The following is a 23437-nucleotide window of genomic DNA, read 5'->3' as shown; positions in this document are numbered from 1 at the left end:
CGATGCAACTCGGCATGATCGGCCTCGGCCGGATGGGCGGCAACATCGTCCGCAGGCTCCTGCGGGACGGGCACAAGGCCGTGGTGTTCGACCAGAACCCGGACGCCGTGGCGGCTTTGGTCGAGGCCGGCGCGGTCGGCGCGGCGAGCCTGGAGGATCTGGTCGCCAAGCTCGAAGCGCCGCGCGCGGCCTGGGTGATGCTGCCGGCGGGTACCATCACCGAGCAGGCGGTCCAGACCCTCGGGGGCCTGATGCAGGCCGGCGACTGCATCATCGATGGCGGCAATTCGTTCTACGGCGACGATGTCCGCCGCGGCCTCGCGCTGAAGGCGAAGGGCCTGCACTACGTCGATGTCGGCACCTCGGGCGGCGTCTGGGGCCTGGAGCGCGGCTACTGCATGATGATCGGCGGCGATCACGAGACCGTCGACCGGCTCGACCCGATCTTCAAGACGCTCGCGCCCGGCATCGGTGACATCCCGCGGACCCCGAACCGCGAGGGCCGCGATCCCCGCGCCGAGCAGGGCTACATCCATGCCGGGCCGACCGGCGCGGGCCATTTCGTCAAGATGGTCCATAACGGCATCGAGTACGGCCTGATGCAGGCCTACGCCGAGGGGTTCGACATCCTCCGCCACGCGAATGCGCAGGCCCTGCCGGAGGAGCGCCGCTTCGACCTCGACATGGGCGACATCGCCGAAGTCTGGCGGCGCGGCAGCGTCGTCTCCTCCTGGCTCCTCGACCTGACCGCGCAGGCGCTCGCCGGCGACGCGCAACTCACCGAATTCTCCGGCCATGTCGATGATTCCGGCGAGGGCCGCTGGACCATCAACGCCGCCATCGAGGAGGGTGTGCCGGCGACCGTGCTGTCCGCCGCCCTCTATCGCCGCTTCCGCTCCCGCGAGCACGAGAGCTACGCCGACAAGCTGCTCTCGGCGATGCGCAAGGGCTTCGGCGGCCACCAGGAGCCGAAGAAGTAGGGCCGCACCATGAGCCTCCCCGCCGGCACCCATGTCCTGGAGGATGCGCAGGCCGTCGCCCGCGAAGCGGCCGAGCGGCTGATCGTGGCCTGCGGCGAGAACCAGTCCGAGCGGATCGCGATCTGCCTGTCGGGCGGTTCGACCCCGAAGGTGCTCTACGGCCTCCTCGCCGGCCCTGACTACGCCGCCCGGGTCCCGTGGGAGCGCGTCCACTGGTTCTTCGGTGACGACCGGGTGGTCCCCTGGGACGACGAGCGCAGCAACGTCCGCATGGTCCGGGAGGCCTTCGGGCACGGCGCGCCGATCCCGCCGACGCACCTGCATTTCATCCCCTCGGACGCGGGTGCGGAGGCGGGCGCCCGCGCCTACGAGCGCACGCTGCTGGACTTCTACGGGGCCGACGGGCTCGATCCCGCCCGGCCGCTGTTCGACCTCGTGCTGCTCGGGCTCGGCGAGGACGGGCATACGGCGTCGCTCTTCCCCGGCAAGCCGGCCGTGGACGAGGCGGAACGGCTGGTCGCCCCGGTGCCGGAGGCGGGGCTGACGCCCTTCGTGCCGCGTATCACCCTGACCTTCCCGGCGCTCGCCTCCTCCCGCCACGTGCTGTTCCTGGTAACTGGTGCGGGCAAGCGCGCGCCGCTGGCCCGCCTCGCCGCCGGCGAGGATCTGCCGGCGGGCCGCGTTACAGGCGCGGGCGCGGTCGCGTGGCTGCTCGACGCGGCGGCGGCGGGCTGAGGCCGCACCGGATCGCACGCGCGGACGCCACTCGCCACCAGCGCCGGACACACCCGATCCCCCGCGATGCCGACGGGGCTCCTGTCGGCACGGCTCCCCGCTCGAATCAGGACAGCCGTATCCAGCGAACGCGCGCACGGCGCAATCTCGTTTCGCGCGCGCGCCACATCGCGCGATAGGATTTCGCGTCGGACCGCTTCAGACGACAACAACGCAAACGCAGAGCCTCGAGAACGCGATACGATACCCAGGTCTTCGAGAAGCGCAGCGAAGGAGATCTGCGATGGCCCAGTCGATCCCGTCCGCCGACGTCGCGGCGATGATGGCGGATCTTGCCGTCTCGGCCCGCCATGCCCCGGACGCTTATCTCGCCGCCGCGCGCACGACGCTGCTGCGTCTCCTGTCCCGGCCGGAACTGCTCGACCCGGCGCGTCTCGTCGGCCGGGGTGAGGGCCTGAGCCGCAACCTGCTGTTCGGCACCGAGGCGATCAGCGTCTGGGCCATGGTGTGGGCGCCGGGCACGGTTACGCCGGTCCACGATCACCACTGCTCGTGCTGCTTCGGGCTGCTGCGCGGCACCCTGCGCGAGACATGGTATCGACCGATCAGCGACACGCACGCGGTGGCGACCCTGGATGCCGTCCGGCAGTCCGGCTTCGTCGCCTGCATGATGCCCACGGGGCCGAACCTGCACCGGATCGCCAATGAGGGGCCGGAGGCGGCGGTCTCGATTCATGTCTACGGCTACGATCACCGGACCCAGGATTCCTCGATCGACCGGACTTACGAGATCGCGGCGGGCTGAGGCGCTGCGGCGACGATCTCACGCCACGTAGAGCGTCGGGACGGCGGTCGTGTACTTCATCTCCTCCATGGCGATGGAGGAGGACAGGTTCGAGAAGTCGAGCTTTGCGATGAGCCGCTGATACACCGCATCGTAGGCCTCGATGTCGGGCACGACGATGCGCAGCAGGTAATCGATCTCGCCGGTGAGGCGCCAAGCCTCGACGATCTCCGGGAAGTCGGCGACGATCCTACGGAACGCGTCCGACCAGTCGGCGGCATGGCGCGGGGCCTTCACGGCCACGAACACCGTCGTCGGCACGTTGACCTTGCGGCGGTCGACCAGGGCGACCCGGCCGCGGATCACCCCGGAGGCTTCCAGCTTTTTCACCCGGCGCCAGCACGGCGCCGCGCTCACGCCGACCCGCTCGGCGAGTTCGGCCACGGGCAGCGTCGCGTCCTGCTGCAGGATGTCCAGGATCTTCCGGTCCACCGCGTCCATGCGATCCAGGCTCCCCGCGGGCGCTACAGGACGAAGTGCTTGGAGAGCTTGAGCCCCTGCGCCTGATAGTTCGAGCCGGCGCCGGCCCCATAGAGGGTCTCGGGTACGTCGAGCATGCGCTCGTAGACGAGGCGGCCGACGATCTGGCCATCTTCGAGCAGGAACGGCACGTCGCGCGAGCGCACCTCCAGCACGGCGCGGGCCCCCGCGCCCCCCGCCCCGGCATAGCCGAAGCCCGGATCGAAGAAGCCCGCGTAGTGGACGCGGAACTCGCCGACCAGCGGATCGAACGGCACCATCTCGGCGGCGTGGTCCGGCGGGACCTGAACCGCCTCCTTCGAGGCCAGGATGTAGAACTGGCCGGGATCGAGGATCAGGCTGCCCGATCCGTCGGCCGGGAGCGGCTCCCAGAACTCGGAGGCCTTGTGGCGCCCGGGGGCATCCACGTCCACTAGGCCGGTATGGCGCTTCGCCCGGAAGCCGATCAGCCCGTCGAAGCCCGCGAGGTCGACCGAGACCGCCACGCCCCCCTGGAAGGACGGGTTGCCCGCATCGACCAGGGCCGAGCGGGCGTGGAGCAGGCCGAGTTCGGTCTCTGTCAGCCGCGGTGTCCCCTGGCGAAAGCGGATCTGCGACAGGCGCGAGCCGGTGCGGACCAGGACCGGGAAGGTGCGCGGCGAGATCTCGGCGTAGAGCGGGCCGTCGTAGCCGGGCTCGACCTGATCGAACGCCTCGCCCCGATCGGTGATCACCCGGGTGAACACGTCGATGCGCCCGGTGGAGCTCTTCGGGTTCGCCGCCGCCGCGAGGCCGGCGGGCAGCGCCAGACTCTCCTGCAACTCGGCGATGTAGACGCAGCCGGTCTCCAGCACCGCGCCCGGTCGGAGATCGATCCGGTGCAGCGACAGGCGGTCGACGCAGGCCTGGACCGTGCGCCCGGCTCCCGGCAGGAAGCTCGTGCGCACCCTGTAGGCGGTGGCGCCGAGGCGCAGGTCGATGCTCGCCGGCTGGATCTGGTCGGGCGCGAAGGGGCGTTCGGTGCGGATCCCGCCGGCTTGCGCCAGCGCCGCAATGGCCTGGGCCGGCAGGATGCCGCTGCGGCTCCCGGCACCTGAACCGGGCCCTCCCGTGGCTGCGCCCGCTGTCATCGCGCCCGTATCTCCCTCGCGCGCCGCCGCCCGGTCCGCGTCCGCCTCCGTTTTCCTCCGGGACTGGCTAACGCGGCCTTAACCCGTTCGTCCCGCCGTCACAGCGCGGGGTGGGCCCGGATCGCTGAGCGAATCATGCCGGCGCGCCATTTGCGACCGCGCGAGGTAGTCCGCCGCAATTGACGGGGATTCCGCCGCCAACTACCACCGCGCAGGAAGCGCGTTCCATTCTGCTTCGCGAATCGTACCGTCCGCAAGAAGGGCCAAATAGGGCGATGTACAAGGCCGAGACGCGGGGGATAAGTGTAACTGTACAGTCTCGTTTCGTTGAAGAGGAATCTTCGCCGAATGAGAGCCGCTATTTCTTTGCTTATACGGTCGAGATCGTGAATAACGGCAGCGAGCAAGTCCAGCTTCGCTCGCGCCACTGGCGGATCATCGACGGGCACGGCGCCTGTCAGGAGGTGCGCGGGACCGGCGTGGTCGGCAAGCAGCCGGTGCTGGAGCCCGGCGAGTCCTTCTGCTACACCAGTGGTTGCCCGCTCAACACGCCCGACGGGTTGATGGCCGGCAGCTACACCATGGCGACGGTAGCCGGTGAGAGCTTCGAGGCCGAGATCCCCGCCTTCTCCCTCGACAGCCCGCACGTCCGCCGCAGCCTGCACTGAGGTCCTGTCACCCGGGACTTTGTCCCCGGAGGATTGCATGCCCGCGACCGGCGAGCGACTGAGCACGCTCGACATGCTGGCCCGCCTCGTGTCGTTCGACACGGAGAGCGACAAGTCCAACCTCGCGCTGATCGAGTCCGTCCGCGCCTATCTCGATGGCTGGGGCGTCCCGCACCTGTGCCTGCCGAACGCGGCGGGCGACAAGGCCGCCGTGCTCGCCACGATCGGCCCGATGGTCGCGGGCGGCGTGGTGCTGTCCGGCCATACCGACGTGGTGCCGGTGGCGGGCCAGGCCTGGAGCAGCGACCCGTTCACGCTGCGCGTCGCCGACGGACGGGCCTACGGGCGCGGCGCCGTCGACATGAAGGGGTTCGATGCTCTCGCCCTTGCCCTTGTGCCCGAGATGCTGGCGGCCGACCTGAAGCGGCCGATCCACATCCTGCTCTCCTACGACGAGGAGACCACCTGCCTCGGCTCGATGGACGGGATCGCCCGCTTCGGCGCCGACCTGCCGCGGCCCGGCGCGGTGATCGTCGGCGAGCCGACCGGCATGGAGGTGGCGGACGCGCACAAGAGCATCGTGACCTGCCTCACCACCGTGCATGGCCGCGAGGCCCATTCCGCCCGGCCGGCCCTCGGGGCGAACGCCGTAACTGCCGCCTGCGAACTGGTTGCAGGCCTCAACCGGATCGCCGACCTGATGATCGAGCGCGGCGACCCCTCCGGCCGGTTCGATCCGGCCTCCACGACGGTCCATGTCGGGACGATCCAGGGCGGCACCGCCCGGAACATCATCGCCAAGGAGTGCCGCTTCCATTGGGAGTACCGCGGCCTGCCGGACCTCGACCCGGCCGAGATCCCGCGTCTGTTCGCCGGGGAGGTGGAGCGGGTGACCCGGGTCCGGCTCAACCGCTACGGCGATTTCGGGCGGATCGAGACGCTCGAGGAGATCGATATCCCGGGCCTCGCACCCGATCTGGGTTCGGCCGCGGAGGCCCTATGCCTGCGCCTGGCCGGGCGCAACCGCACCGTGGCGGTGCCCTACGCGACCGAGGCCGGGCGGTTCCAAGTGGCGGGCCTGCCCACCGTGGTCTGCGGGCCGGGCGACATCGCGCAGGCGCACCAGCCCGACGAGTTCATCACGCTGGACGCCCTCGGCCAGGGCGAACGGTTCCTGCGTGATCTGATCGAGGCCTGCGCGGCATGAAACCGCTCACCGACGTCACCATCAAGCTGCGGCCGCTGGAGCGGGAGGATCTGCGCTTCGTCCACCAGCTCAACAACAACGACAGCATCATGCGCTACTGGTTCGAGGAGGCCTACGAGTCCTTCGCCGAACTGCAGCAGCTCTACGAGCGCAACATCCACAACCAGACGGAGCGGCGCTTCATCGTGGCCGATCCGAGTGGCGAGCCGGCCGGGCTGATCGAGCTGGTGGAGATCAATCACCTGCACCGGCGCTGCGAGTTCCAGATCGCGATCCATCCGAGCTTCCAGGGCCGGGGCTATGCGTGGCAGGCGACCCGGATCGCGATGGATTACGCGTTCAGCGTGCTGAATATCCACAAGCTCTACCTGCACGTCGACCGGGACAACGCCCGGGCGGTGCGCATCTACGAGCGCTGCGGCTTTCGGCCGGAGGGGGTGCTCAAGGACGAGTTCTTCGTGAACGGGCGCTATCGCGACGCCGTGCGGATGTGCCTGTTCCAGCCGGATTATCTCAAGGCCCGCGGCGGGGGTGGCGACATCGCCGAGCCCGTCCTGAAGGTGTGAGGGGACGGGCTGCGCTCTCAGGCGTCCTGACCGCTTTCAACCGATGATTTCGGTCTTCCGCTTGCTTTCCCTTTCCCCTGCAGGGGCGGGAGACAAGCGGTTTGCGGCGCTCGGTTTCCGCAGGAGACCCCGTCTACCGACGGGGAGGGGCCGCACGGCCCCTCCCTGGGATCACGTCGCTCAGTTGCGCCCGGCACCCGGTTCTCCGCCGCCGGTCCGGCCGCCGCCCATGGCGCCACCGCCCTTGGCGCTGCCCGGCGCGCCACTGCGCTCGCCGCCACCCATCCGGCCGCCCTCGGCGCCGGACTTCATGCCGCCCTGCCCGTTGCCGCGGTCGGACGCGTTGCGGATACCGGCCTGCTGGTTGCCGCGCATGTCGCCGTTGCGCATGCCGTCATTCCGACCGTCGCGCCCGGCATTGCGCTCCATCCCGCGGTCCATCTTGCCGGCATTGCGGCCGTTGTCGCGGTCCTCGTTGCGCGAGACGTTGCGGATTCCGTCCCGGTCGCCATGCTTGTCGAACCGGGCGCCGGCGCGCTGCTCCGCGTGGAAGCTGGCGTCGACCGTGCCGCCGCCGCTGAGGCGACGATACTCGGCGGACCCGTAACGGACCCGCTGGCCGCGGATCGTCACGAAGCGATCCTCCTGCACCGACACGAGGCGACGGTACTCGGGCGAGCCGTACAGAACGCGCTGTCCGCGGATCACCACGTAGCGCTCGCGCGGGCCGGTCTCGCGGACGCTGACGAGGCGGCGATAGTCCGGCGAGCCGTAGAGGACGCGCTGGCCACGGATCACGACGTAGCGCTCGCGCGGACCGCGGGTCTCGGTGACGATCAGCCGGCGGTACTCGGGGGAGCCGTACACAACCCGCTGCCCGCCGATGAAGACGTAGCGGCCTTCGCGCCGGAAACCGCCCTCGACCCGGTCGTGACGCGTGTCGGTCCGGCTGCTGACGTCGGTGCGGTCGCGAACGTCGACATGCTCGCCCCGGCGGTCGCCACGCTCGGCCCGGGCGCCGTCGCGGGCGTTGCGGTCGGTCGCGCGGGCATTGTCGCGGTCTTGGCGCGCGGCGCCGGCACGGTTGCCCTGGTCACGATCCTGCGCCATCCGGTCCGCGCCCCCGGCGTTCCGGTCCTGATCCGCCCGCCCAGGGCCAGCATTCCGGTCGGCGGTCGCCGGGCTGCCCTTCTGGCGACCCTGCATGCCGCCGCGCTCGCCGCCGGCCTTCATGCCCGACTCGGTGCCGTTCTGGCCACCGCGACCGGCCATCCCGGCTCCGCGCTCGGCGCCGCCTTGCTGCGCGTAGACCGAGGTGCTCATCAGCAGCGCGGCCAAACCGATCGACAATCTCCGCATGGCGTTCCTCCAATGTTGAATCGGGCACGCAACGTCGAAGATCCGGAAACAGTTCTGCTCAGACCCCTGAAAAATTCACGCAACGAATACCGATATTCCTGCGTTTCGCGAGCAAAGCTTGGCCGTGAAGCCGCGATGAGAAGCTGTCCAGCGGGTTGCTGTGTCGACTTCTACTGCTTCGGCTGCTCCGCGATCTCGGCCTCGACCGCTTCGGGATCGAGGTCATAGCGCCGCGAACAGAACTCGCAGGTGATGACGATCCGTCCGTCATCCGCCACCATGTCGCGCCGTTCCTGCGGCGTGAAGGAGCGGATCATGCCCAACACCCGCTCGCGGGAGCAGCGGCAGGTCTCATGCACGGGCTGGCGGTCGAACACCCGCACGCCGCGCTCGTGGAACAGCCGGTACAGCAGGCGCTCGCTCGACACGTTGGGATCAACCAGCTCGTGATCCTCGATCGTGGCGACGAGGGAGCGCGCCTCCACCCAGGCATCGTCCTCGGGCGCCGCGTCCGAGAGATGGGCGTGCCCCTCCGGGATGTCGCCCGGCGGAAGGTCGGCGAGGCGGGCGCGGTCGATCGACTGGGGCAGGAACTGCACGACCAAGCCACCGGCCCGCCAGTGCCCGGCCCCCTCCTCCACGGCCTCGGCGACCGCGAGGCGGACCTGCGTGGGGATCTGCTCGGACTGGCGGAAATACTGGTGCGCGGCCTCCTCCAGGCTCTGGCCTTCCAGCGCCACCACGCCCTGGTAGCGGCTGGCCGCGGGGCCCTGGTCGATGGTCATGGCGAGGTGCCCGGTGCCGATCAGGTCGGCATCCTTGAGCGGGCCGGAGCCGAGGGCGGTGACGCGCTCAGGTTCGAAGCGCGCGGTGGCGCGCAGGCGATCCGGCGCCTCGAAATCGACCACGATCATCGCCACCGGCCCGTCGGTCTTGGTCTGGAGCTGGAACCGGCCCTCGAACTTGAGGGAGGAGCCGAGCAGAACCGTGAGCGCCGCCGCCTCGCCGAGCAGCCGCGCTACCGGATCCGGATAGCCGTGCCGGCGCAGGATCGTGTCCACGGCGGGGCCGAGCCGGACGACGCGGCCGCGCACGTCCAGCGCCTCCACGGCGAAGGGCAGCACGGCGTCGTCGCCGCCCGCGTGACCGTTGCCGGCCTGCCCGGCGTCCAAGTGCGATGGGGTTCCTGAACTCATGCCCTCTCCGATCGATGCGCCAGGGACGCCGAACGGCGTGAGGGGCAAGCCTGAGCGGAGCGATCCCTCACCCCGCCCGCGCCCCGCGGGAGAACGGACGCATTGCGCCACATCCGTCGCCGGGTTGCCGCCTGTCGGCAGCCGTGATGGGGATACGGGCCGCGCATGCCGCCCGCTGTTCCCTATATGGTATGCCGAGCCCGCGGACGCGAGCCCGGATCCGCCTCGACCCGGATCCCGGGCTTCGAAGGGCCCGCCCTTCGGCGGGTCCTCAGCGCAAGGCCCTGAGGCGATCTCCAGGGCTCTGCCCTGGACCCGCGAAAGGGCCCGCCCTTTCGAAACCGCGGCCCGCGTCCTCCGCTTCCGTCGAGCCCGCTCTCAGAGTCCGCCGGCGCGCAGGCACCAGGCCAGGATGCCCTTCTGCGCGTGCAGGCGGTTCTCGGCCTCGTCGAACACCACCGAGCGCGGGCCATCCATCACGTCGGCCGTCACCTCCTCGCCGCGATGGGCCGGCAGGCAGTGCATGAAGATCGCGTCCCGGTTCGCCGCCGCCATCAGCTTGGCGTTGACCTGATACGGGCTCAGCAGGTTGTGCCGGTGGCCCTCGTCGTCGTCGCCCATCGAGACCCAGCAATCGGTCACCACCGCGTCGGCGCCCTCCACGGCCGCGAAGGCGTCGGTGGTGACGTTGACGGCCGCACCCTGCTGCTTGGCCCAGGCGAGCAGAGCCGGCGGCGGCGCGAGTTCCGGCGGGCTCGCGACGTTGAGCGTGAAGTCGAACCGCGCGGCGGCGTGGACCCAGCTCGCCAGCACGTTGTTGGCATCCCCCGACCACGCCACGGTGCGGCCCTTGATCGGCCCGCGATGCTCCTCGAAGGTCAGCACGTCCGCCATGATCTGGCACGGGTGCGAGACCTTGGTGAGCGCGTTGATCACCGGCACGGTCGCATATTCCGCAAGCTCCAGCATCTGCCCGTGATCGAGGATGCGGATCATGATCGCGTCGACGAACCGCGACAGCACCTGCGCGGTGTCGCCGATGGTCTCGCCGCGGCCGAGCTGCATCTCCGAGCCGGTGAGCATCAGCGTCTCGCCGCCGAGTTCGCGCATCGCCACGTCGAAGGAGACGCGGGTGCGGGTCGAGGGCCGGTCGAACACCATCGCCAGGGTCTTGCCCGTCAGCGGCCGGTCGGCAGCGCGCTCGCCCTTGCGTCGAGCCGCCTTGATGGCGGCGCTGGCGTCCAGGACCCGGCGCAGCTCTTCCCCGGAGAAATCCTTGAGATCGAGGAAATGACGGGGGCCGCCACCGTTCAGGTGCGGGGCCGGGGCCTTCGCCCGGCCATTCATCTGGGCTTTCATCGCGTCACAATACCTAGAGTCTGCTCAACGATCACCTGATCATGAACGACACTCTACCTCCTGGCAGGGGCATTTCCGTCCGACACGGCGTGATCGACCGTATCCGGAAACGCTTCGGGCCGCCCGCCGGGGGCGGCGGGCGGTGTTCGACGGGTCTCGGAAGCAAACCTATTCGGCCGCGCCGCGCACGGCTTCGAATCCGGATGCGGCCGCGTCGAGGCGCCGGACCGCCTCGTCGATCTCCGCTTGGCCGATGGTCAGGGGCGGCAGCAGGCGCACGATGTTGTCGCCCGCCGGAATCACGAGGAGATGTGCGTCGCGCGCGGCGGCGGCGAAGTCGGTGTTCGGCACGCCGAGCTTGAGGCCAAGCATCAGCCCCTCGCCGCGGACCTCATCGAAGACGTGCGGATGACGATCGCGCAGGGCCGCGAGCTTCTGCTTCAGGAGCAGGCCGGAGCGGGCGACCCGATCGAGGAAGCCCTCGCCCAGCACGACATCCAGCACCGCGTTGCCCACCGCCATGGCGAGCGGGTTGCCCCCGAAGGTGGTGCCGTGCGTGCCGGCCGTCATGCCCCGGGCGGCCTCGCCCGTGGCGAGGCAGGCGCCCATCGGGAAGCCGCCGCCGATGCCCTTGGCGGCGCTCATGATGTCCGGCGCGATGCCAGACCATTCGTGCGCGAACAGCTTGCCGGTGCGGCCGATGCCGGTCTGGACCTCGTCCATGATCAGGAGCAGGCCGTTGGCGTCGCAGATCTCGCGCAGGCGGCGAAGATCCGCATTGGGAATCACCCGCACGCCGCCCTCGCCCTGGATCGGCTCGATCATCAGCGCGGCCGTCTCCGGTCCGATCACGGCCTCCAGCGCCGCCCAGTCGCCGACAGCGACCTGATCGAAGCCTTCCGCCTTGGGTCCGAAGCCCTCGAGGTACTTCTGCTGGCCACCCGCGGCGAGCGTCGCCAGCGTCCGGCCGTGGAAGGCGCCCGCGAAGGTGACGATCTGGAAACGCTCCGGATGGCCATCGGCCGCGTGGTACTTGCGGGCGATCTTGATCGCCGCCTCGTTGGCTTCCGCGCCCGAGTTGCAGAAGAACACGACGTCAGCGAAGGTCGCCTCCGCCAAGCGCTGGCCGAGCCGCTCGCCGCCGGGGATCTCGAACAGGTTCGAGGTGTGCCAGATCCGATTCGCCTGCTCGGTCAGCGCCCCGACGAGGTGGGGATGGGCGTGGCCCAGCGCGTTGACCGCGATGCCGGCGCCGAAATCGAGGTATCGCTCCCCGCCCTCCGTCACGAGCCAGGCGCCTTCGCCGCGCTCGAAGGCGAGCGGCGCGCGGACATAGGTCGGCAGAAGGGCTGACGTCACGGGTCCCATCTCCGTTCTTCAGTCGATCCCGGAGCAAGCGTTAGCCGGCTCCAAATGAAAGTGCCGCCTCGGTCGGGGGCGGCACGCGCGCGATTACTATGAAAGTGCGCGGTCCTGTCAACGTTTCAATGCGCGTTGCAGCCGCGCGGCAGAGCTGCGCCCTGCTTCCGGCCCAGCGATTTCTGGCCTGCCCGCGGGCGACGCCCCTTGCGCGACGGGGGGCGGCCATGCTCCAGCTCCGGCCGTTTCGATCAGCGAGGACGCGCCCGATGAGCACGATCAAGGAACGCCTGGCATCGCTCGGCCTCAGCCTGCCCAAGGCGGCGGCGCCGGTCGCCAACTACGTGCCGTTCGTGCGAACCGGCAATCTCGTGGTGATCTCCGGCCAGGTCTGCTTCGGCCCTGACGGCGCCATCGCGGCCGAGCACACGGGCAAGGTCGGCGGCACCGTCCCGGCGGAGGCCGGCAGGGCGGCGGCCCGGCTCTGCGCCCTGAACGTCCTCGCCCAGCTCGAGGCGGCGGTGGGGGATCTCGACCGTGCGGTCGTCCAGTGCGTGCGCCTCGGCGGCTTCATCAACGCGGCGCCGGGCTTCTCGGCGGTGGCCGGCGTGATGAACGGTGCCTCCGACCTGATGGTCGAGCTCCTGGGCGACCGGGGGCGCCACGCCCGTTCCACGGTCGGCGTGGCGGAACTGCCCCTCGACGCCGCCGTCGAGGTCGAGGCGATGTTCGAGGTCCGCTGACGATGGCGGCGCCGGACTGGCTGACCGCGCGGCCGATCGCCCATCGCGGTCTTCATGACCGTGCGGCGGGCCGGCCGGAGAACACGCTGGCTGCGGCTCGCGCCGCGGTGGCGGGGGGATTTGCCATCGAGTGCGACGTCCAGATCAGCGCGGACGGCGAGGCGATGGTGTTCCACGACGCCGCCCTCGGCCGTCTGACCGGGGCGAGCGAGGCGGTGGCGAAGCGCTCGGCCGCCGATCTCGGGACGCTGGCGATCGGCGGGACTGCCGAGACGATCCCGACCCTGCCGGCCTTCCTGGCCGCGGTGGCCGGGGCGGTGCCGGTGGTGATCGAGGTGAAGTCCCGCTACGACGGCGACCTGCGGCTGGCCACCCGCGCCGCCGCGGTGGCTGGCGCTTATGACGGGCCGGTGGCGCTGAAATCCTTCGACCCGCAGGTGGTCGCGGCCCTGCGCGCGCTCTGCCCGACGATCCCGCGCGGGATCGTGTCCGAGACGACCCAGGACGATCCAGCCTACGCGGCGCTGCCGCCGAGCATGCGGCTCGCCCTGTCCAACCTGCTGCATTTCGCCGAAACCCGGCCCGACTTCCTATCCTGGCGGGTGGACGACCTGCCCTGCGCGCCGACCTATCTCTGCCGGCTGCTCGGGCGGATCCCCGTGATGGCCTGGACGGTGCGGACCGACGACCAGCGTGCCCGCGCAGGCGCACATGCCGACCAGATGGTGTTCGAAGGGTTCGTTCCATGAGACGGTCGGCGATCTGTCTCGCCGCGTTCCTTCTTGCGGCCGCGCCGGCCAGCGCGGCCGCGCCGTGCGCCGGCTCGACCCAGATGGATCTGAACGCCTGCGCCGCGGCCGCCTACGACCGGGCGGATGCGGCGATGAACGCCGCCTACGGCAAACTCATGAAGCAGATCGGTCCGAAGGCGAAGGACGGTCTGCGGGCGGCCCAGAAGGCTTGGCTTCCGTTCCGAGACGCGAGCTGCACCCTCGAAGCCACGGGTGCGGAAGGCGGCTCGATGCAGCCGCAAGTCCGGGCCAATTGCCTGGCCCGGGTGACGGCCGCGCGGACCAAGATGCTGACGGGTTACCTCACATGCGCGGAGGCGGATGTCATCTGCGTCGGCGGGTTCGGGGAGTAAGCTCACGCCTTGTCGGTGGGGCGCTAGGGAAGCTTGCGGAGCCCATCGAGGACGGCAGAGACCTCCCGGCGGTTCCACGACGCGCCGTTGGCCCAGAGATCGAGCAGCGCCGCGTGGTTCAGGCGCGCCCGGGCGATCACCGGCGGCGCGGCTGCCCGGGAGATGGGCGTCTGGATGACGGCGTCCCGCACTTTGGGATCGGCTTCGACGGAGGCGCTCAGACAGGGCAAGGCCCGTCCGGCCCGGCCCGGACATCGTTTCACACGCGGCGCAGGCGCGCCGAGCGCGGTCGAGATGAAAACCGTAGCCGGCACGTTCGTATCCTGCGTGTCGAGATTACTCGTCTCGCACATGACGTCGTCGACGAAATCGTCCGGCGGATGCCGGTGGGCGGTCCCGTTGATATCGCGGTCTGGAGCATACCAGGTCGTGGGGATGCGCTTCGCTCGTTCCCGGATTCGGCAGCCGCATGGTGTGACGACGACGGCCCTCTGACAAGGCCGTCCACCCCACCGCGCGGATCCGCCCGCTTGCCCCTGCCCGGGCAGGGATTAGACTCATGCCCATGAAGCAAGCACCCGGGCCGACGCCGGAAACCCCCACGCTCATTGTGCGGGCGCTGCCCGGACTCAAGGAGATCGGGGCAGCGGATTGGGATGCCTGCGCGTTCTCGCCCGAGACCCTGGCGGCGGGCGACGAGACGCACAACCCCTTCGTCTCCCACGCCTTCCTGTCGGCGCTCGAAGATTCGGGCTGCGTCTCGCGCCGGACCGGCTGGCTGCCGCTCCACGTCTCGGTGGAGCGCGACGGACAGCGCCTCGGCGTGGTGCCCTGCTACCTCAAATCGCACAGTCAGGGCGAATACGTGTTCGACCACGGTTGGGCGGATGCCTACGAGCGGGCCGGCGGCTCCTACTACCCGAAGCTGCAGGTCAGCGTGCCGTTCACGCCGGTGACCGGCCCGCGCTTCCTCATCGCGCCGGGGGCCGACCCGGACGAGGCGACCGCCGGGCTCGTCGCCGGCCTGCGGGCGCTGCGGAGCGAGACCAAGGCGTCCTCGATCCACGTCACCTTCATGCGCGAGGCCGAGTGGGACCGGGCCGGTGCCGCGGGCTTCCTGCAGCGCACCGATCAGCAGTTCCACTGGGAGAACGACGGCTACGCCACGTTCGACGATTTCCTCGCCGCCCTCGCCTCGCGCAAACGGAAGAACATCCGCAAGGAGCGCCGGGACGCGCTGAGTTCCGGCATCACCATCGAGCACCTGACCGGCGCGGCCATCACCGAGGCCCACTGGGACGCGTTCTACGCCTTCTACACGGATACCGGCTCGCGGAAGTGGGGCCGTCCGTACCTCAATCGAAAATTCTTCTCGCTGCTGTCCGAGCGCATGGCGGATCGGGTGCTGCTGGTGATGGCCAAGCGCGCGGGTATCTATATCGCGGGCGCCATCAATCTGATCGGCGATACGGCCCTCTACGGCCGCAACTGGGGCTGCATCGAGGACCACCCGTTCCTGCACTTCGAGGTCTGCTACTATCAGGCGATCGATTTCGCGATCGCCCGCGGCCTCAAGCGGGTCGAGGCCGGCGCTCAGGGGGAGCACAAGCTCGCCCGCGGCTACCGGCCGGTGCTGATGCACTCGGCCCACGACATCGCCGACCCGGCGCTGCGGCGCGGCGTGGCCGACTACTTGCAGCGGGAACGCGCCCACGTCGCCGAGGCGGTGGACGTCCTCGACACGCTGACGCCGTTCCGGCGCGCGGACGGGGGCGGCGCCTGCGACGGCGCGGAGCCCTCCCCCACACGTCCCCCGAGAGTGCCCGAGACATGAGTCCGATCGACCACATCAAGTCCTTTGCCGACGAGTTGACGGCGCTCCGCCGCGACCTCCACGCCCATCCGGAACTTGGCTTCGAGGAGGTGCGCACGTCCGGCATCGTCGCCGACATGCTGGAGAAGCTCGGCTGCGAGGTGCATCGCGGAATCGGCGGCACCGGGGTCGTGGGTCTGCTCAAGGGCCGCACCGATCATGGCAAACGGATCGGCCTGCGGGCCGACATGGACGCCTTGCCGATCGAGGAGGAGACCAACCTCCCCTACCGCTCGACCTACGCGGGCAAGATGCACGCCTGCGGCCATGACGGGCACACCACGATGCTGCTCGGCGCCGCCCGCTACCTCGCGGAGACGCGCAATTTCGACGGCACCGCGGTGTTCGTGTTCCAGCCCGCCGAGGAGGGCCGCGGCGGCGCCCGCGCCATGCTGAAGGACGGCCTGTTCGAGCGATTCCCCTGCGACGAGATCTACGGCCTGCACAACCAGCCGGGCGGCGGCGCCGGCACGATCAAGCTGCGGCCCGGCCCGATCATGGCGGCGGCCGACTTCTTCGACATCCACATCCGCGGCAAGGGCATCCACGCGGCCCAGCCGCACCGGGGCACCGATCCGATCATCATCGCCACCGGGCTCGCCCAGGCGCTGCAATCGATCGTGTCGCGCAACGCCGACCCGCTGAAGTCGATCGTGCTGTCGATCACCCGGATCGAGGCGGGCTCGGCCTACAACGTGATCCCGGAGACGGCGCACCTCGCCGGCACGATCCGGACCTTCGACACGGAGATCCGGGCGCTCGCCGGCACGCGCATGCGCGAGCTGGCGGCGGGCTTTGCCACGGCCTACGGCGCCGAGATCAAGGTCGACCTTCAGGACGTGTTCTCCGTGCTGGAGAACGCCCCCGAGCAGGCCGCCGCCGCCACGGAGGTCGCGACCGAACTCCTCGGGACCGACAAGGTCGAGACGAACGTCACGCCCAAGATGGGCAGCGAGGATTTCGCCGACATGACCATGGCGGTGCCCGGCGCCTATGTCTGGCTCGGCGCCAATGCCGGCCCCGGCCTGCACAATGCCGGCTACAATTTCGATGACTCGATCATCCCTGTGGGCAGCGCGTTCCTGGCCCGGATGGTCGAGCGCCGCACCGCCGCATGAGGCGTGGGCCGCCGCGGAGTTCAGTCCGCGGCGGCCCTGGCCCGCAGCGCCGTCATCGCCCGCGAGAAGACCGCCGGCTGGTCCAGCGCCCGGGACAGGACGATGGCCCCCTGGATCTGGACGACGATCTCCTCCGCCAGGGCGGTGCTTCCCGCCGCGTCCCGGCCCGACCGTTGCAGGGCGTCCGCCAGCGCTGCCACCCAGCGCGCGAAGTAGCTGCGCACCGCCTCGCCGAATCGATCCCGCTCCGAGCCGAGCGCCACGACGCCCACGAGGCAGACCCGCCGCCCGGAGCGGAAATACGCGTCGACCGCGTCGAACATGGCCGCGACCGCCTCGCCCGGGCGTTCCGCCGCGCGGAGCGGCGCGTAGAGGTTGGTCTCGAACCACCCGTCTATCTCCGCCAGCACGCAGGTCGCCATCTCGGCCTTCCCGCCGGGGAACAGGTTGTACAGGCTGCCCTTGCCCAGGCCTGTCGCCCGGCCGATCCGCGCGAGGCTGGCGCCCTCGTAGCCGTGCGCGCGAAACACCTCCGCGAGCTTCGACAGCGTTTCGGCCCGGCTGGTCAACGCCGTCAGAGGCCGAGATCGGTGAGGCCTGGATGATCGTCGGGCCGGCGGCCGAGCGGCCAGTGGAACTTGCGCTCGGACTCGGCGATGGCGAGATCGTTGATGCTGGCGATTCGGCGGCGCATCAGGCCGTGGGCATCGAACGCCCAGTTCTCGTTGCCGTAGGAGCGGAACCACCGCCCCTCTGCATCGTGCCACTCGTAGGCGAAGCGCACCGCGATCCGGTCGCCGCCGAAGGTCCAGACCTCCTTGATCAGCCGATACTCGCGTTCCTGCGCCCACTTGCGCTGGAGGAACGCCACGATCGCCGCGCGTCCCGTCAGGAACTCGCTGCGGTTCCGCCAGACGCTGTCGGACGTGTAGGCGAGCGCCACGCGCTCGGGGTCGCGCCCGTTCCAGGCGTCCTCGGCCATGCGGGCCTTCTGCGCGGCGGTCTCGGCGGTGAAGGGGGGAAGGGGGGGACGGTCCGACACGATGCAGGGCTCCAGTTTGTACCGATCGGTACAAACTGATCGTCGCGCCGTGTGACTGTCAAACGATTTCTTCGGGCGCGCGGAACGGCGTGCGTCCCGCTCGGGAGGCCGAGGGGGGATACACCGACCTGCCGCCGGACCATGCCGAGCCGGGCGATGGCCGGGTCCGAATGCCCGTTCGGGTGACGGTCAGGTGCGAACCGCATCGCCGAGATGGGCCGTGAACCAGTCGCGCGCCGCCGCGCTGGTCCGGTCGAAGTGCCGGACATAGGGGTCGAAATGGCCGCCCGGCACCATCACGAGGTGCTTGGGCGGCAGCGCCCGCTGATACGCCTCCAGGCATAGATCAGTGGCGGTCAGCAGATCGTGCTCGGCGACGATCATCAGCAGGGGCGTCGGGCTGATCCGGGCGATGTGGAAGCCCGGCTCGTTCTCCCGGGACAGTTCGGCGCTGCGCAGGGTCACGGCGTTGCGCCAAGTGGGCGCGAAGGCTTCCGTCCCGGTGAAGAAGGCGTAGCTGTCGGCCCCCGGCATGGCGCAGGGTTGCTGCGGATCGGCAGAGACCGCCGGCAGCAGGGCGGGCTCCTCCCCGCGGAAGCGGGCGGCGCGGTCCGCCTCGAAGCGGCGCAGCTGGGCCGGCACGAGATCCGCCCGCGTGCGGCGCTGCGCCGAGGCCGAGCCGCTGATCTGCGGAACCTGCGCGACGACGCAGCGGACGCGGCGGTCGAGGGCGGCCACCTCGATCACGTGGCCGCCGCTGTAGCTGGTACCCCAGATGCCGATCCGGTCCGGATCGATCCACGGCACGGTCTGCGCGAAGCTGATCGCATCCCGATAGCCCCGCTTCTGCAGAACCGGGTCGATTTCCTGCCGGGGCAGGCCGTCACTGGCTCCGAGATTGGCGTGGTCGTAGACCAGCACGCCGAATCCGGCAGCCTGGAAGACCGCGGCGTAGCGGTCGAGATACTGCTCCTTCACGGCCGAGAAGCCGTGCGCCATCACGATGGCAGGTGCCGCATCGGGGGTCGTGTCGGGGCAGTAGAGCCAGCCGCGCAGGGTGCGGCCCTCCGAGACAAAGGCGATATCGGTCCGCATCTCTCGCTCCGTGATGATCCGGAGGCATCCTGCACCGGATCGACCGGCCCGCGCGCCGGATTCGGCACGACGCGGCGTCAGATCCGCCAAGCTGTCGGCTGCGCGGCCCCGATGCACGTCGACAGGCGGCGGCATCGGTGCGACGTTCGGCGGCTCGCGGGTTCGCGAGCCGCGAGGTCATGAGATCGGGCAGGCCCATGTCGCCGGAAATACGGGAATCGCGCGCCGCGCTCATCCTGCTCGCCGTGTCGGTCGTCGCCGTGCTGCTGTTCGGTGCGTTCACGCTTCTGACGCAGATCGGCTAGAGCGCTCTCCGCCGGAGCGGATACCGGTTCGGCGCAGAAGAGCAGGTCAATCCGAGGGCTCTCGGGGCTGCCTGTCACTGCACCAGCACGGCTTGGCTGCAAAGGACGCCGTCCACGTCGACATCCGCGTAGCCGAGGTGCAGGCCGAGGCTGCGCAGGGCGGTGTCGAGCACGAGATCCAGGCTCGGTGCGATGGCGGTGAAGGTCGCGCCGAGCGACGTCTGGAGCAGCGGGCTCACGCCGATGCCGTTGATGTTCAGCGACAGGTTGCGCAGCAGGCTGCCGGTCAGGGATTGGGTCAGGTCGCCCGACGACACCGTCTGCACCGTGTGGTTGGTGATGGCGGCGTCGTTGAAGACGAGGGTCTGCGTGGCCGACCCGATCGTCGCTAGGGCACGCCCCGTCACGTTCACCAGCGGAAGTGCGATCAGGGGCGCGGGCTGCGACAGGCTCGGACTGGTGGTGCCGCCCGTGATGGCGCTGCGCGAGACCGCCGCCACCGCAAGGGTCGCGAGGCCGGTCTGGGCGCTGATCGCGGCTTGACGCGCGCCGCCGACGCAGCTCAGCGCCTGCAGCGTCGCCTGGGCCGGTGCGACCTCGGCGTAGATCGGGAGCGAGAGCGTTCCCAGCCCCAGGGGCGCCGAAGCCGTGGCCTCGATCAGCAGCCGGGTCTGCGCCGTCTGAACGGTGGCGTTCGGCCCCCCCGGCCGGACCCAGCCCGAGCTGCGGCGGCGCTCGCCGATCGCCACGGTCAGGCGGGTCGACAGCAGCCCCGGAATGGTGGCGCCCAGATCGACCGCCACTTGGTTCTGGCCGTTGGCCAGCGCCGCGGTGGCCCCGAGGATATTCATCAGGTCGACGGAGGGGCCGCCGAATCCCCGCGGGGGCGCCAGCGCCGCGGCATCCCCGAGCGGGTCCACCTGCCCGATCGGGACCGTGCCGCCGGCATTCGGCAGCGCGTTCAGGATGCCCGAAAGCGCGTTGACCGCGGCGGCGTTGCCCTGGGCGGCGACCCGGAGCGCCATCAGCATCTGGCCGACGCTGGCGTTGGCCTGGACGATGTCCGTGTAGCTCGCCGCCTGCAGGTTCAGGTTCGTCGCCAGCGCGTCGAGGACCCGCAGGCCATCGACCCGGGCGCCCAGAAGGGCATTGTAGTCGCTCGCGCTCAGCGACAGCTGTGCGCCGAGCAGGCCTCCGAGCAGGGCGTTGGCGATGCCGTTGCTGAATTGCAGGATGCCAGATCCGATGCTGAAGGCCGCGAACTGCGCGCTGGCGGCTGTCCCGGTCACCCGGAGCGGAACCGAGCCGGCGAGCCCGATCGCCCGCCCGAAGGTGATCGGCACCACGGTCGACAGGCCGACCCGAACGGCGTTCACCGGACTCGCGCCGGGCTGGAACCGGCTGGCTGGGGCGACCCCCGATACGCTCGCGTCGTAGCTGCCGGTATCGACCGTGGCGACTGCTCCGCCGTAACCGTTGTCGCCGAGCGAACGGCGCGCCATCGCGTCGGCCTGGGTCGGGTCGATGGCCCCCATCATGGCGGCGATGTCGGCCGCGCCCTGCGCCTTGCGCCGTGCCTGGAACACGAGGCCGAGATCGATCCCGACGGCGCTCGCCGCCAGCAGGAGCGCGCTACCGAACGCGACGAGGATCGCGACGTTGCCGCCGCGCGCCACGCCGAAGCGATGCAGCCGGCGCGCGATCCGGCAAATCACAGGCCCCCCTTCCGGACGCTGACCGTGCTGCGCAGCATGGTGGGCAGCATCGGCAGCAGGCGCGAGAAGACGTTGACGCCGAGCGGCGCGGTGTCGGCGGTGAGCGTGACCGTGTAGACCGTCGCGTCGTTGGGGTCGGGCCCGACCTGCACCACGACGCTGCCCGGACGGAACATCGCGCCCGTACTCAGGCTGCGGTTCACGGTGTTCTGCGCCAGCGTCGCCCGTTCGCCGTCGGTGACGCCCGCCACGGAGGCGCGCGCGGCCTCTGCCGCGATTTGGCGCAGGTTGTGGGCCGCCCCGAGGCAGATCCCGAACATCGCGATGCCCGCGAAGAACAGCAGGAGCATCGGCGCCACGAGGGCGAACTCCACCGCGGAACTGCCGCTGCGGCCGGTCGATCCAGCGATGGAAGGATGATGGAGCAGGCGTCGGATGCCCATCGAATTGCCTCTGAAAGTTGTGTCTGCTTCGTCCCTTCAATCTACCGTGGCGTCCGAATCCTAACCAAGGGTTGTGTATTTAAAATATTGGTTGCGTTAAAACCGGCTTACCGGCCGTCTTGAGCCGTGCCCGATCGCGTTGCCGTTGCGCGCGGCGCTAAGGCCTTGATGCAGCGCGCTCTCTTGCCCCGAACCGGTCGCCCTTTGGGGGAGAGCGCTCTAGATTGCGACAGAGCCGCGCACGAGGCCGATCCCCGCCGGGTCGAAGGCGACGCTCTTCACGATGGCAAAGACGGCCTGTCCGTTCGCGAGGCCCAGGTCGGCGGCGGCGGCCCGGGTCACGCGTGCGACGAGATGCGCACCGTTGCACGCGATCTCGACGGCCACTTCATCGCCCACCGGCACGATCCCGCAGATCCGACCGGGAAGGATGTTGCGCGCGCTGAGGCCCTGCGGCCGCGTCGTCGCCACCAGCACGTCGCGGGCGGGGATCCGCACACGCAGGCGCGTCCCGATCCGGCGCGCCAGCCCGGGCACCAGCAGGCGCCCCGCGTCGCCGGTCAGATGCGTCAGGCCGGTCTCCGGATCGGCGGCCTGCACGACCATGTCGAGCAGCGCGCCGGCTTCGGCGTCGTGGATCGGCGCGAGATCGGCCCGGCGCAGGATCGCCTCGGCGGGGCCCGCGGCGGCCACGCGCCCCGCCTCCAGCACGATCACCGTGGTGGCGAGGCGCGCGACCTCCGAGACGGCGTGGCTGACATAAACGATCGGCACGCCGGCCTCGTCGCGCAGGCGCTCGATGTAGGGGAGGATCTCGGCCTTGCGGGCCTCGTCCAGCGCCGCCAGGGGCTCGTCCATCAGCAGCAGGCGCGGTCGCGCCAAAAGCGCCCGGCCGATGGCGACCCGCTGGCGCTCGCCGCCGGAAAGGCCGGACGGCCGGCGATCGAGCAGGTGGCCGATGCCGAGCATGGCGATCACCGCGTCGACCTGCGCGGGATCGGCCCGGTGCCGGGCGAAAACGCGGCCGTAGCCGAGGTTGGTCCGCACGCTGAGATGCGGGAACAGCCGCGCATCCTGAAACACCACGCCGATGCGCCGCCGGTGGGACGGGAGGAACAGGCCGGCTTCCGTATCGACCAGCGCCGTGCCGTCGGCGACGATCCGGCCCCGATCCGGCCGGGCGAGCCCGGCGATCAGATCGATCAGCGTCGTCTTGCCCGAGCCCGAGCGGCCGAACAGCGCCGTTAGCCCCGGCCCGGCCGCGAACGCCGCCTGGAGGGTGAAGGCGCCCCGGTGGAGGGTGACGTCGACCTGGATGCTCACGCGAGGCGACTCGGGTAACGAACGGTGCGGCGTGCTCCTGCGCCGGCGGGGACGCAGCCGCGATGATCACGGTCCACCATCTCGAGAACAGCCGCTCGCAGCGCGTGCTCTGGCTGCTGGAGGAACTCGGGCTGACCTACACGGTGAAGCGCTACGCACGCGATCCCCGGACGATGCGGGCTCCGCCGGATCTGGTCGCCGTCCATCCCCTCGGCAAGGCGCCGGTGATCACCGACGACGGCGCCGTGATCGCGGAAACCGGGGCCATCGTCACCTATCTCACCGGCAAGGCCGGCGGCACCCTGGTGCCGCACCCGGGCACTGAGGCCCACGCACGCTACACCTATTGGTTGCACTACGCGGAGGGCTCGGCGATGCCGCCGCTCCTGCTCAAGCTGGTCCTCTCCCGCTTGGCGCCGGGCAGCCCGCGTCTCCTGCGCCCCCTCGTCCGCCGGATCGCCGACACCGTGCTGCGGAGCTTCGTCGATCCGGACCTGCGACGGCACGCGGCCTTCTGGGAGGCGGAACTGGCCGAACGTCCGTATGTCTGCGGCAACGATTTCACCGCCGCCGACGTGATGATGCGCTTCCCGCTGGAGGCCTTTGCCGCGCGCGGCACCGGGACGGGGCCGCGGGTTCTCGCGTGGCTCGCGCGGATCCACGCCCGTCCGGCCTATCGGCGGGCGCTGGAGGCAGGCGGACCCTACGCGTATGCGGGCACCGGCGGATCGTCGTCCGCCTGAGACCCGGCGCATCGCTGACGGAACGCGGGGC

At 70.4% G+C, this 23437-nt stretch carries 25 protein-coding genes; 12 read left to right on the top strand and 13 right to left on the bottom strand.

The genetic code is table 11. The features are described from left to right. Positions 1–2 precede the first annotated feature (2 nt). The 3 genes from gnd to MKK75_RS24380 all read left to right on the top strand — a co-directional run bounded on the left by gnd (position 3) and on the right by MKK75_RS24380 (position 2520). Entirely contained in the window at positions 3–980 is a 978-nt protein-coding gene (gene gnd / locus MKK75_RS24390; protein WP_244045091.1) for a phosphogluconate dehydrogenase (NAD(+)-dependent, decarboxylating), read from the top strand. 9 nt (positions 981–989) lie between these two features. Then, positions 990–1715 (top strand): 6-phosphogluconolactonase, encoded by a 726-nt coding sequence (gene pgl, locus MKK75_RS24385; RefSeq protein WP_244045090.1) that lies wholly within the window; start codon positions 990–992, stop codon positions 1713–1715. Positions 1716–1998: 283 nt separating this feature from the next. Continuing rightward, the gene (locus MKK75_RS24380; protein WP_244045089.1) at positions 1999–2520 is read left to right on the top strand and encodes a cysteine dioxygenase family protein; all 522 of its coding nucleotides are present in this window, start codon (positions 1999–2001) and stop codon (positions 2518–2520) included. An 18-nt stretch (positions 2521–2538) separates the two neighbouring features. On the opposite strand, the gene MKK75_RS24375 is transcribed toward MKK75_RS24380, so the two are convergent. Both MKK75_RS24375 and MKK75_RS24370 read right to left on the bottom strand, forming a co-directional pair. After that, the gene (locus tag MKK75_RS24375) at positions 2539–3000 is read right to left on the bottom strand and encodes an Lrp/AsnC family transcriptional regulator (protein WP_244045088.1); all 462 of its coding nucleotides are present in this window, start codon (positions 2998–3000) and stop codon (positions 2539–2541) included. 23 nt (positions 3001–3023) lie between these two features. Then, positions 3024–4148: a 2'-deoxycytidine 5'-triphosphate deaminase gene (locus tag MKK75_RS24370; protein ID WP_244045087.1), complete on the bottom strand. Its 1125-nt coding sequence runs from the start codon at positions 4146–4148 to the stop codon at positions 3024–3026. A gap of 275 nt (positions 4149–4423) precedes the next feature. Here MKK75_RS24370 and apaG point away from each other — a divergent pair, with 275 nt between their 5' ends. From apaG to speG, 3 genes are read left to right on the top strand one after another with little or no spacing between them, the layout of a single operon-like run. Beyond that, entirely contained in the window at positions 4424–4816 is a 393-nt protein-coding gene (apaG, locus tag MKK75_RS24365) for a Co2+/Mg2+ efflux protein ApaG (protein WP_043355208.1), read from the top strand. A gap of 37 nt (positions 4817–4853) precedes the next feature. Further along, positions 4854–6023, top strand: coding sequence for an acetylornithine deacetylase (argE, locus tag MKK75_RS24360; protein WP_244045086.1), 1170 nt, complete (start codon positions 4854–4856; stop codon positions 6021–6023). Beyond that, positions 6020–6589, top strand: coding sequence for a spermidine N1-acetyltransferase (speG, locus tag MKK75_RS24355; protein WP_244045085.1), 570 nt, complete (start codon positions 6020–6022; stop codon positions 6587–6589). The genes argE and speG overlap by 4 nt, the downstream gene beginning before the upstream one ends. Before the next feature lie 180 nt (positions 6590–6769). Here speG and MKK75_RS24350 read toward each other — a convergent pair whose 3' ends face one another. The 4 genes from MKK75_RS24350 to MKK75_RS24335 form a co-directional block, all read right to left on the bottom strand. After that, complete coding sequence (locus MKK75_RS24350) at positions 6770–7948, bottom strand: hypothetical protein (protein ID WP_244045084.1); 1179 nt, start codon at positions 7946–7948, stop codon at positions 6770–6772. Positions 7949–8118: 170 nt separating this feature from the next. After that, positions 8119–9144, bottom strand: a complete 1026-nt coding sequence (locus tag MKK75_RS24345; protein WP_244045083.1) for an Hsp33 family molecular chaperone — start codon at positions 9142–9144, stop codon at positions 8119–8121. 378 nt (positions 9145–9522) lie between these two features. Next, a complete protein-coding gene (argF, locus tag MKK75_RS24340; protein ID WP_244045082.1) occupies positions 9523–10503 on the bottom strand; it encodes an ornithine carbamoyltransferase in 981 nt (326 codons plus the stop codon). A 168-nt stretch (positions 10504–10671) separates the two neighbouring features. Beyond that, a complete protein-coding gene (locus MKK75_RS24335; RefSeq protein WP_244045081.1) occupies positions 10672–11862 on the bottom strand; it encodes an aspartate aminotransferase family protein in 1191 nt (396 codons plus the stop codon). 269 nt (positions 11863–12131) lie between these two features. On the opposite strand from MKK75_RS24335, the gene MKK75_RS24330 reads away from it, so the two are divergent. The 3 genes from MKK75_RS24330 to MKK75_RS24320 are packed head-to-tail and all read left to right on the top strand — an operon-like array spanning position 12132 to position 13749. Further along, positions 12132–12605 (top strand): RidA family protein, encoded by a 474-nt coding sequence (locus tag MKK75_RS24330; RefSeq protein ID WP_244045080.1) that lies wholly within the window; start codon positions 12132–12134, stop codon positions 12603–12605. Between the two features lie 2 nt (positions 12606–12607). Next, positions 12608–13354: a glycerophosphodiester phosphodiesterase family protein gene (locus MKK75_RS24325; protein ID WP_244045079.1), complete on the top strand. Its 747-nt coding sequence runs from the start codon at positions 12608–12610 to the stop codon at positions 13352–13354. Continuing rightward, positions 13351–13749, top strand: a complete 399-nt coding sequence (locus MKK75_RS24320; RefSeq protein WP_244045078.1) for a lysozyme inhibitor LprI family protein — start codon at positions 13351–13353, stop codon at positions 13747–13749. Before MKK75_RS24325 ends, MKK75_RS24320 begins: the two co-directional genes overlap by 4 nt. Positions 13750–13772: 23 nt before the next feature. On the opposite strand, the gene MKK75_RS24315 is transcribed toward MKK75_RS24320, so the two are convergent. Then, complete coding sequence (locus MKK75_RS24315; protein ID WP_244045077.1) at positions 13773–14102, bottom strand: hypothetical protein; 330 nt, start codon at positions 14100–14102, stop codon at positions 13773–13775. A gap of 212 nt (positions 14103–14314) precedes the next feature. Here MKK75_RS24315 and MKK75_RS24310 point away from each other — a divergent pair, with 212 nt between their 5' ends. Together MKK75_RS24310 and MKK75_RS24305 are read left to right on the top strand one after the other, a co-directional pair. Beyond that, the gene (locus MKK75_RS24310) at positions 14315–15583 is read left to right on the top strand and encodes a GNAT family N-acetyltransferase (protein WP_244045186.1); all 1269 of its coding nucleotides are present in this window, start codon (positions 14315–14317) and stop codon (positions 15581–15583) included. Continuing rightward, positions 15580–16740, top strand: a complete 1161-nt coding sequence (locus MKK75_RS24305) for a M20 aminoacylase family protein (RefSeq protein ID WP_244045076.1) — start codon at positions 15580–15582, stop codon at positions 16738–16740. The genes MKK75_RS24310 and MKK75_RS24305 overlap by 4 nt, the downstream gene beginning before the upstream one ends. 20 nt (positions 16741–16760) lie before the next feature. On the opposite strand, the gene MKK75_RS24300 is transcribed toward MKK75_RS24305, so the two are convergent. The 6 genes from MKK75_RS24300 to modC all read right to left on the bottom strand — a co-directional run bounded on the left by MKK75_RS24300 (position 16761) and on the right by modC (position 22663). After that, positions 16761–17309: a TetR/AcrR family transcriptional regulator gene (locus MKK75_RS24300; RefSeq protein ID WP_244045075.1), complete on the bottom strand. Its 549-nt coding sequence runs from the start codon at positions 17307–17309 to the stop codon at positions 16761–16763. A gap of 5 nt (positions 17310–17314) precedes the next feature. Next, entirely contained in the window at positions 17315–17785 is a 471-nt protein-coding gene (locus MKK75_RS24295; RefSeq protein WP_244045185.1) for a DUF1348 family protein, read from the bottom strand. Between the two features lie 186 nt (positions 17786–17971). Continuing rightward, positions 17972–18877 (bottom strand): alpha/beta hydrolase, encoded by a 906-nt coding sequence (locus MKK75_RS24290; protein WP_244045074.1) that lies wholly within the window; start codon positions 18875–18877, stop codon positions 17972–17974. A gap of 379 nt (positions 18878–19256) precedes the next feature. Further along, positions 19257–20897, bottom strand: coding sequence for a TadG family pilus assembly protein (locus MKK75_RS24285; protein ID WP_244045073.1), 1641 nt, complete (start codon positions 20895–20897; stop codon positions 19257–19259). Then, complete coding sequence (locus MKK75_RS24280; protein WP_244045072.1) at positions 20894–21340, bottom strand: TadE family protein; 447 nt, start codon at positions 21338–21340, stop codon at positions 20894–20896. Before MKK75_RS24280 ends, MKK75_RS24285 begins: the two co-directional genes overlap by 4 nt. 219 nt (positions 21341–21559) lie before the next feature. After that, positions 21560–22663 (bottom strand): molybdenum ABC transporter ATP-binding protein, encoded by a 1104-nt coding sequence (gene modC / locus MKK75_RS24275; RefSeq protein ID WP_244045071.1) that lies wholly within the window; start codon positions 22661–22663, stop codon positions 21560–21562. Between the two features lie 62 nt (positions 22664–22725). Here modC and MKK75_RS24270 point away from each other — a divergent pair, with 62 nt between their 5' ends. Next, positions 22726–23406, top strand: coding sequence for a glutathione S-transferase family protein (locus MKK75_RS24270; protein WP_244045070.1), 681 nt, complete (start codon positions 22726–22728; stop codon positions 23404–23406). The last annotated feature ends 31 nt before the right edge of the window (positions 23407–23437 follow it).

The organism is Methylobacterium sp. J-030 (assembly GCF_022829545.1).
GTDB lineage: Bacteria > Pseudomonadota > Alphaproteobacteria > Rhizobiales > Beijerinckiaceae > Methylobacterium.
The sequence above is the reverse complement of the archived record's forward strand: the minus strand, read 5'-3'. Positions and strand labels throughout refer to the sequence as shown.

What these genes read in the sequence shown, in the direction of transcription:
- gnd (WP_244045091.1), top strand. Translation starts at nt 3, where the DNA reads ATGCAACTCGGCATGATCGGCCTCGGCCGGATGGGCGGCAACATCGTC.
- pgl (WP_244045090.1), top strand. Translation starts at nt 990, where the DNA reads ATGAGCCTCCCCGCCGGCACCCATGTCCTGGAGGATGCGCAGGCCGTC.
- MKK75_RS24380 (WP_244045089.1), top strand. Translation starts at nt 1,999, where the DNA reads ATGGCCCAGTCGATCCCGTCCGCCGACGTCGCGGCGATGATGGCGGAT.
- MKK75_RS24375 (WP_244045088.1), bottom strand. Translation starts at nt 3,000, where the DNA reads ATGGACGCGGTGGACCGGAAGATCCTGGACATCCTGCAGCAGGACGCG.
- MKK75_RS24370 (WP_244045087.1), bottom strand. Translation starts at nt 4,148, where the DNA reads ATGACAGCGGGCGCAGCCACGGGAGGGCCCGGTTCAGGTGCCGGGAGC.
- apaG (WP_043355208.1), top strand. Translation starts at nt 4,424, where the DNA reads ATGTACAAGGCCGAGACGCGGGGGATAAGTGTAACTGTACAGTCTCGT.
- argE (WP_244045086.1), top strand. Translation starts at nt 4,854, where the DNA reads ATGCCCGCGACCGGCGAGCGACTGAGCACGCTCGACATGCTGGCCCGC.
- speG (WP_244045085.1), top strand. Translation starts at nt 6,020, where the DNA reads ATGAAACCGCTCACCGACGTCACCATCAAGCTGCGGCCGCTGGAGCGG.
- MKK75_RS24350 (WP_244045084.1), bottom strand. Translation starts at nt 7,948, where the DNA reads ATGCGGAGATTGTCGATCGGTTTGGCCGCGCTGCTGATGAGCACCTCG.
- MKK75_RS24345 (WP_244045083.1), bottom strand. Translation starts at nt 9,144, where the DNA reads ATGAGTTCAGGAACCCCATCGCACTTGGACGCCGGGCAGGCCGGCAAC.
- argF (WP_244045082.1), bottom strand. Translation starts at nt 10,503, where the DNA reads ATGAAAGCCCAGATGAATGGCCGGGCGAAGGCCCCGGCCCCGCACCTG.
- MKK75_RS24330 (WP_244045080.1), top strand. Translation starts at nt 12,132, where the DNA reads ATGAGCACGATCAAGGAACGCCTGGCATCGCTCGGCCTCAGCCTGCCC.
- MKK75_RS24325 (WP_244045079.1), top strand. Translation starts at nt 12,608, where the DNA reads ATGGCGGCGCCGGACTGGCTGACCGCGCGGCCGATCGCCCATCGCGGT.
- MKK75_RS24320 (WP_244045078.1), top strand. Translation starts at nt 13,351, where the DNA reads ATGAGACGGTCGGCGATCTGTCTCGCCGCGTTCCTTCTTGCGGCCGCG.
- MKK75_RS24315 (WP_244045077.1), bottom strand. Translation starts at nt 14,102, where the DNA reads ATGTGCGAGACGAGTAATCTCGACACGCAGGATACGAACGTGCCGGCT.
- MKK75_RS24310 (WP_244045186.1), top strand. Translation starts at nt 14,315, where the DNA reads ATGAAGCAAGCACCCGGGCCGACGCCGGAAACCCCCACGCTCATTGTG.
- MKK75_RS24305 (WP_244045076.1), top strand. Translation starts at nt 15,580, where the DNA reads ATGAGTCCGATCGACCACATCAAGTCCTTTGCCGACGAGTTGACGGCG.
- MKK75_RS24290 (WP_244045074.1), bottom strand. Translation starts at nt 18,877, where the DNA reads ATGCGGACCGATATCGCCTTTGTCTCGGAGGGCCGCACCCTGCGCGGC.
- MKK75_RS24280 (WP_244045072.1), bottom strand. Translation starts at nt 21,340, where the DNA reads ATGGGCATCCGACGCCTGCTCCATCATCCTTCCATCGCTGGATCGACC.
- MKK75_RS24270 (WP_244045070.1), top strand. Translation starts at nt 22,726, where the DNA reads ATGATCACGGTCCACCATCTCGAGAACAGCCGCTCGCAGCGCGTGCTC.